Source organism: Brasilonema angustatum (assembly GCF_059505445.1).
Map to the genome: position 1 here is coordinate 59,937 of NZ_JCACKO010000020.1, position 6,558 is coordinate 66,494.

General features: G+C 42.1%; 6 protein-coding genes. 3 read left to right on the forward strand and 3 right to left on the reverse strand.

Annotated features, from left to right (window positions below):
* The first annotated feature begins 24 nt into the window (after nt 1-24).
* Both AC5JM2_RS05250 and AC5JM2_RS05255 read left to right on the forward strand, forming a co-directional pair.
* On the forward strand, nt 25-414 hold the full coding sequence (locus AC5JM2_RS05250; protein ID WP_495833849.1) for a hypothetical protein: 390 nt from the start codon (nt 25-27) through the stop codon (nt 412-414).
* Nucleotides 411-878, forward strand: a complete 468-nt coding sequence (locus AC5JM2_RS05255; protein ID WP_169265990.1) for a PIN domain-containing protein — start codon at nt 411-413, stop codon at nt 876-878. Before AC5JM2_RS05250 ends, AC5JM2_RS05255 begins: the two co-directional genes overlap by 4 nt.
* A 99-nt stretch (nt 879-977) precedes the next feature.
* Here AC5JM2_RS05255 and AC5JM2_RS05260 read toward each other — a convergent pair whose 3' ends face one another.
* The 3 genes from AC5JM2_RS05260 to AC5JM2_RS05270 all read right to left on the reverse strand — a co-directional run bounded on the left by AC5JM2_RS05260 (nt 978) and on the right by AC5JM2_RS05270 (nt 4,526).
* The gene (locus AC5JM2_RS05260) at nt 978-2,663 is read right to left on the reverse strand and encodes a caspase, EACC1-associated type (protein ID WP_495833850.1); all 1,686 of its coding nucleotides are present in this window, start codon (nt 2,661-2,663) and stop codon (nt 978-980) included.
* 10 nt (nt 2,664-2,673) lie between these two features.
* Nucleotides 2,674-3,057: a hypothetical protein gene (locus tag AC5JM2_RS05265; RefSeq protein WP_495833851.1), complete on the reverse strand. Its 384-nt coding sequence runs from the start codon at nt 3,055-3,057 to the stop codon at nt 2,674-2,676.
* Between the two features lie 443 nt (nt 3,058-3,500).
* Nucleotides 3,501-4,526, reverse strand: coding sequence for an AI-2E family transporter (locus tag AC5JM2_RS05270; RefSeq protein ID WP_495833852.1), 1,026 nt, complete (start codon nt 4,524-4,526; stop codon nt 3,501-3,503).
* A gap of 878 nt (nt 4,527-5,404) precedes the next feature.
* Here AC5JM2_RS05270 and AC5JM2_RS05275 point away from each other — a divergent pair.
* Entirely contained in the window at nt 5,405-6,226 is an 822-nt protein-coding gene (locus AC5JM2_RS05275) for an inositol monophosphatase family protein (RefSeq protein ID WP_495833853.1), read from the forward strand.
* The last annotated feature ends 332 nt before the right edge of the window (nt 6,227-6,558 follow it).

A 6,558-nucleotide genomic window follows, 5' to 3' on the forward strand; every position in this document is an offset into this window, starting at 1 on the left:
ATCTTGTGAAAAACTAAAATAAATATGAATCTAGCTGTAGAACTACCTAGTGGAAAAATATTAAACCTTTCTCGCTTCATTGCTCTTATTCCGCTTACAACTACAAGTAAAAATTACAACTTAATTTTAGAAGGTTATTCTGCTCCTATTACTCTAGAATCAGATGATGTTGAAGCTCTCAAGAAACTATTGCAATTAGATAAGGATTTAGTTACTGCTAATCAACTAGAATTGCACAAGCAGAAGCAATTAAACCAAAATCAGCGAGCAATAGCCTTATTAAAACAGCGTATTCAACGCCATGAAAATATGTCTGAAGCAGAATCACTACACAGAGAAGAAATATTTGAGAAATTTAAACAAATAATAGATGCAGAACGTCTTCCCGAACAAAAGTTATATTCGCAATCATGATAGTTTTTATTGACTCTGGGGTACTGGGAATTCTTACCAATCCCAATAAGTTAGGAGAAGCTTACGATTGCGAACAATGGCTTTATACTTTATTATCGCATGGTGTTCATGTTTGTTCTTCTGATATATGCGATTTTGAAGTCAGGAGAAGTTTAGTTTTAGCATCACAAAAGAAAACTGAACTCAATAGTATTCAGAATTTAGATGAACTTCGAGAAATAATTGACTTTTTACCCATTACTTCAGCTTTATTGAGACAAGCTGCTTCTTTATGGGCTGCTGCTCGAAGTCAAGGCATTCCTACTGCAGATGATAAAAGTCTTGATGTGGATATTATCATTTCTGGTCATTGGCAAATTCTCAAGGAAGATTTTCCCGGTCGTTATATTGTTATTGCCACTACAAACGTAAAGCATTTGAGTCGCTTTACTGAAGCTAAAGTGTGGAGAGATATTAAATTTTAATTGAATGTTTTCCCTCCGTGCCAGGTATTGAAATCCGCAAATGTTGATTCTAGCGTAGGAAAGGAAGCTGCAATAAATATTTACAATATTCTGAAACGCTTAGATATTACAGTTTACAAGTCTCAATAGGAGAGAACAGACCCCCTTGCGACGACCCTCCCACGAAAAAACCCCACCCAACAACAGCCAACAACAACGCAACGGGAGATGTCCTTTGGGAGCCGTTGTATCAAAAGTGAGTTGCTCGTAAGAAATCCAGTTTTCTTCTCTACTCCATCCCACGCGATCGCCAAATTTATTCCAGGCTTCTTCGTCGTATTCACTGTTCAGCTTGCCGCCAACACTGAAGTAAATTTCCTTCTGAACACTGAAGCCAAAATGCCCATTACTATATTTTACCCAAAGTTGGTCAATTATACGGAGGTCAGTACAGGGAAAGTTTAAGAGTTCTTCCTCTCTAATCCAGTCATGTTCCTTGCGCCCGACAGCTTGGAGCATCACTAGATAGGTTTCATAGTCAGCTTCCTTCCACTTTTGTGCTGCCAGTAAGTCCCGCAGTTTCGTGTAGTCTACGCCTTTTTCTGAACTGAGGTTATCTTCATCAGTTGTAGAGGGTGGAGGTTCAGGGGCAATATCTTTTGCTAGCGGTTCATGTGAACCCGTCGTCTCATCCGCCTCTCCTTCCTGCTGACGTGCTGGGATTAACCGCGCCTCAATTGGCGTGATGTCTTGATCTCTGAGTTGCAAAACTTGCTGCAAGCGCTTCAAATCCTCTCGCGTGTGTTGGCTGAGACTACCTTCATCCTCTAACGCCTCAGTCAGTGCTTCTTCATATTCTTCTAGATTTTGCTGGCGCTTGCGATAAGGTTCTAGAACTTCATTCTCTATTTTCGCTACTTCCTCCGTTGACAAACCCAATTCACTTTGACGTCGGTTGAGAATTCGGCGACCAATACGCGAAACCTGACCATTTCGGATGCACTGTTCTACTTCCTTACGATACTGCAGTTTCGGATCGCCTATCGGAGCTTTCGCCAGTTGAATTTTATAGCCCTCTTTGATAGCATAAATCTCTGGCTTCATTGCGGGTGCTGCTTCCTGCACTTTCTTGCGAGCATACGAATGCAGTTCATCCACGGAAATTACACCGTCATTGTCAGTATCAGCCGCGCCTTTCTCAATTCCTTCCACAAGGTAGCGGGTATAAACTGATAACTCTGAACCCTCTTGTTCAAAAGAATACTCAATGGCAGAAGAAGAAGTCAGAACTGCCCGTCCTTGGACTTCCTCTGGTTGTTTTGTCTCTACCAGTTGGTTTTTAATATCCAAACTGCCATCATCTTTAGCCTTCATGCCTTGGGCAAATGCACCACTGAAGCAACAGTCAAGAATAATCACCTGTCGCCGCGAACGACTATTTTCCATGACGTCGTGTATCAAGCTAGCAGCAACAGCGGTAGTTCTGATTAATTCTCCCTTGGAGTTTTTACGAGTTTGACGAGTTGCCAAGTAAAGCCTGCCGATATCATCTTTAATACCATGACCAGAAAAATACACTAACACCAAATCATCCTTTTGCCGATTGAAGAATAGCGCTTCAATCGCTTCTTCCATCGCTTGTCGTTGGGGGTTTTTCAGCACTGTTATATCTGCTTTGTTAAACCCGCCCATATCTGGATGCTGCAAAACTCGCTGTATGGCATCGACATCTTTAACAGCGCCAGCCAGGGGGTTTAAGCCCGGTTCATATTCACTAACTCCTATCAACAGTGCAACTTTCGCCATGTTTGCTAGTCTACTCTGGGTTCAGTAATTCCTGTATTGCCTTGACTGCTGCTTCTAACTCTTGCTGACTGCTAGCTTTTATTTTAACTTTCTTGCCGTTTGCTTCTGCTTCTAATTCAATGGTTTTGTTGGCTAGGCGATCGCTCAAAAATCCCCACACTTGTTTCACATTTTCCGGCTTCACAAAAGCAATCACCTGAGCTGCTACCCAGCCTGTGACTGACTTGGTTCTCAGTAGCGTGTTGGGGTTCACAACTCGATCAACCGCTTCCACTTCATCCAAGTCTTTCATCTGTGCTAAAAGCTTCTGGACTTCCTCATTCTTCTCTTCCTCATCCAAGGCGGGATCAGTAAATATAATGCTTAGTTTAACGTTTGAGGTATCTGCCATCATACTGCTTTTGTTATGAATAATATATACACTTGCGAAAATTCTACTGTATGTAGATATCAATTAAACAGTAGACTATTCCGGAAATTCTCCTCCCTTTCCTCTTTATGACGACTTACGCACTCAAAACCCGAAACCTCGATCCCCCCTGGTGCTCTGTCAACCCAAAATTGCCGGGTTAAGGCAAGCAGGGGAGGCAGTGCGTTGCTCTCCGCAACGCACTGCCTCCCCTAAAAAAGGGGGGAATCTTAAAAGCCCCCTTTTTAACTCTGTTGGGGGATCTCTTTTGCGTAAGTTCTATTTATAAGCACAAAGGTGCCGCAGGCGGATAGGGGTAAACTCCACGTCTGTGCTTAATTTTTGCCTAACAGCTTTGTTCCTCACTCGTTCCCAGCCTGAGGCTGAGAATGCATTTGGTGTGAGGATCTGCCTCTGGGAACGACTCTCTATGCCTCTCCTTTCAAATCATCAATTTCTAACAAACTGACAAGCAAACCAGCAATTGGAACAGCAAGGAAAATCCCTAGCAGCCCAGCAATTCTTGCACCGACTAATAAAGCAAAAAATGTAACGACAGGGTTAACATCGACTGAATTTTGCATGATTCGCGGCGAAACTAAGTTGTCTTGGATTTGCTGAAGTATAATTGAGGCTACTAAGACTTTGAAAGCAAGGAAAATATCTTGAGTTAACAAAATAAAAAAAACAATACCAATTCCTAAAGTTGCTCCAATGCCTGGAACCGCATCAATAACTCCAATTATTAAAGACAAAACTAAGGGAAAAGGAACCTGGAGTAATATAAAAACTAAAAAAGTAACACTTGACAGAAATAACATTAAAATTAATTGCGCTCTAAAAAATCCTAAAAGCTTCTCTTCAACTGTATCTGCAAAGTGCTTACGCGATCTTTCTGGTACAATTTTCAAAACAAATTGCCAAACCTTTTTCCCATTCAGCAACATAAAAAGGGTAACAACTGCAATCAAAATAACATTAACAAAATTGGTGAGGGAAGCTCCTAAAAGACTAATAATATAATTAATAGCTGAGAAAGCAAAGCTTCGGATTCGCTCCGCAATAGCATCAAGATCTAATTGGATATTGCGAGTTTGAAGAAAAGCTTCTATTTGTGCTACAAAAGAGCCAATAGAATTAGCCATCTCAAAAAATCTATCAATGAGTTGTTGTCCTTGAGACAAAATTGCTAAACCGAGGGTGATTGCTAAAGCGATAATAATTAAAAGGCTTACCAAGAAAACCAAGATAACTGCAACTGTCCGGGGTAAAAAACGCTGCAACCAGCGAACAGGATAGTTCAATAAAGCAGCTAAAATCGCGGCGAATGTGAAAATTACAATAACTGTTTCAAAATAAGTGAAAAGCTGTAACATTGCCCAACCAAGGGCGAATAATAGTAAAAAGTGAATGATAAAGGAATTATTTAGTCGCTGTCGGAGATTGTTCATCATTTGCTTTCCTGATTTCTTCAATTTAGCGGACTTGAAAAATTAAAGTGAAGCATTGACTTGTTTGTTTGGCAACAAATTGTTTTAAAAACCGTACTTGGTTTGGCGCTAAAGTTCGTGTGATGAAAACATTCAAGTAGGTAACGTAAAGTTTAGTTTCCCAGTTGACATAACTGCTAATCAATGAGTTGCATTTTTGCTGATACGCATGATTGCGTCTCTTGCTTTGCGCAATAGGCACATGCGATAAGTCGGAGGCTGATCGCACCTTGAGGACAATGCTCAGTTTACCTGGTTTTTGGTCTTAACCGAACCGTATTACTTTATAACGGGAAAGGTGCCGCAGGCGGATAGGGGTAAACTCCACGTCTGTCCTTAATTTTTGCGTCACAGCTTTGTTCCTCGCTCGTCGCTTGTTCCCAGCCTCAGACTGTAGAACTCCCTAGTGGAAAAATATTAAACCTTCCTCGCTTTAGAGTCGAATAATATGTTTAGACTATTGACATTTGTTTTACCAGGTGCAAGACGTAAGTTACGATCAATCCAAACATATTCTTAAACTCACCTATGAGTGAGCAGTGCCCACCCTACCCTTAATTCACTGTTCGCGCAAACTTCTAGTTGTATGTTGTCGGCAGTGCCCACCACCAAGGATTTTGAGAAGGGACTCAGGGCATACGTAGCGCAATTGCTTCACTGTGCGATACGCGTAGCGTCAAGCCTCCGGCTTATCGCCAAATCTTGAAATTGCTGTGACGGTAATTTGTAAGGTGGGCACTGCCTATCTTCTGATCTCATGAGTCTGCTATGAGTGAGCAGTGCCCACCCTACCCTTAATTCACAATTCGTAATAGGCTAATATTACGAATTATTAACTAGTCATGACTAATCTGCAAATCTTTTTGGATATTGCTACAGAAGCAGCCCTCGCTGCTGGCGCGGTGTTGCAAGGTTATTTGGGTAAGGTGGAAGACGCGATTATTGAAAAAGGACGCCCCGGTGATTTGGTAACTGCTGCTGATAAAGCTTCGGAAGCGGTGGTTTTAGATGTTTTGCGTCGTCACTTTCCTGACCATTCTATCCTGGCTGAGGAATCTGGGAAACTAGGAAATCAAGATAGTGAGTATCTCTGGGCGATTGATCCTCTGGATGGAACAACGAACTTTGCTCACCAATATCCCTTTTTTGCTGTCTCCATTGGGCTGTTGATTCAGGGTGTCCCGCAAGTCGGTGTTATTTATGACCCTTTTCATAACGAGCTATTCCGGGCGGCTCAAGGTTTGGGAGCAACGCGGAACCGTTGCCCAATAAAGGTTTCAAAAACTTCTCAACTTGGTAAAAGTTTGTTGGTTTCCGGATTTGCCTATGACCGTCGTGAAACATCTGACAACAACTATGCCGAATTCTGTCACTTGACTCATCTGACTCAAGGAGTTCGGCGTAGTGGTTCCGCATCCCTAGATTTGGCTCATATCGCCTGCGGTCGTGTTGATGGTTACTGGGAAAGAGGTCTTTCTCCTTGGGATATTACTGCTGGTATCATTTTAATACGAGAAGCTGGGGGAAAGGTGACTGCATACGATGGGAGTTCCTTAGATATCTCGTCTGGTAGAATTCTAGCTACGAATGGTTCTATTCACAACAGCCTGAGTCATGAACTACAACAAGTTCCACCGCTGTCTTCATGGGCTAATCCCCATTAGCATGCTGAAAAACTAACAGTGAGGGAGTTTAATTTACAGCTGCTGTTGCTGATTTATCAGCCTGAGCAATTCAGCAATATTTTCTCAGTTGTGAGCCTTTAACTAGCGATAGAAAACCGCTAGCAACAGCCTTAAGAAACTAAATCCCCCTTCTTGTTTGTTCCCTGTTCCCTGTTAAGCGTTCCCTGTCTTTCTTGAAAGCAATCCACAGGCTGCGCAGCACCCGCTATGAATGAAACAAACACCTTTTTCCCCTTACACCCCGTACACCCCTACACCCCTTATACCGTTTCACTTTAAGGTTGATACAAATAGGCAGCAGAGGAGCAGAG

What these genes read in the sequence shown, in the direction of transcription:
- AC5JM2_RS05250 (WP_495833849.1), top strand. Translation starts at nt 25, where the DNA reads ATGAATCTAGCTGTAGAACTACCTAGTGGAAAAATATTAAACCTTTCT.
- AC5JM2_RS05255 (WP_169265990.1), top strand. Translation starts at nt 411, where the DNA reads ATGATAGTTTTTATTGACTCTGGGGTACTGGGAATTCTTACCAATCCC.
- AC5JM2_RS05260 (WP_495833850.1), bottom strand. Translation starts at nt 2,663, where the DNA reads ATGGCGAAAGTTGCACTGTTGATAGGAGTTAGTGAATATGAACCGGGC.
- AC5JM2_RS05265 (WP_495833851.1), bottom strand. Translation starts at nt 3,057, where the DNA reads ATGATGGCAGATACCTCAAACGTTAAACTAAGCATTATATTTACTGAT.
- AC5JM2_RS05270 (WP_495833852.1), bottom strand. Translation starts at nt 4,526, where the DNA reads ATGATGAACAATCTCCGACAGCGACTAAATAATTCCTTTATCATTCAC.
- AC5JM2_RS05275 (WP_495833853.1), top strand. Translation starts at nt 5,405, where the DNA reads ATGACTAATCTGCAAATCTTTTTGGATATTGCTACAGAAGCAGCCCTC.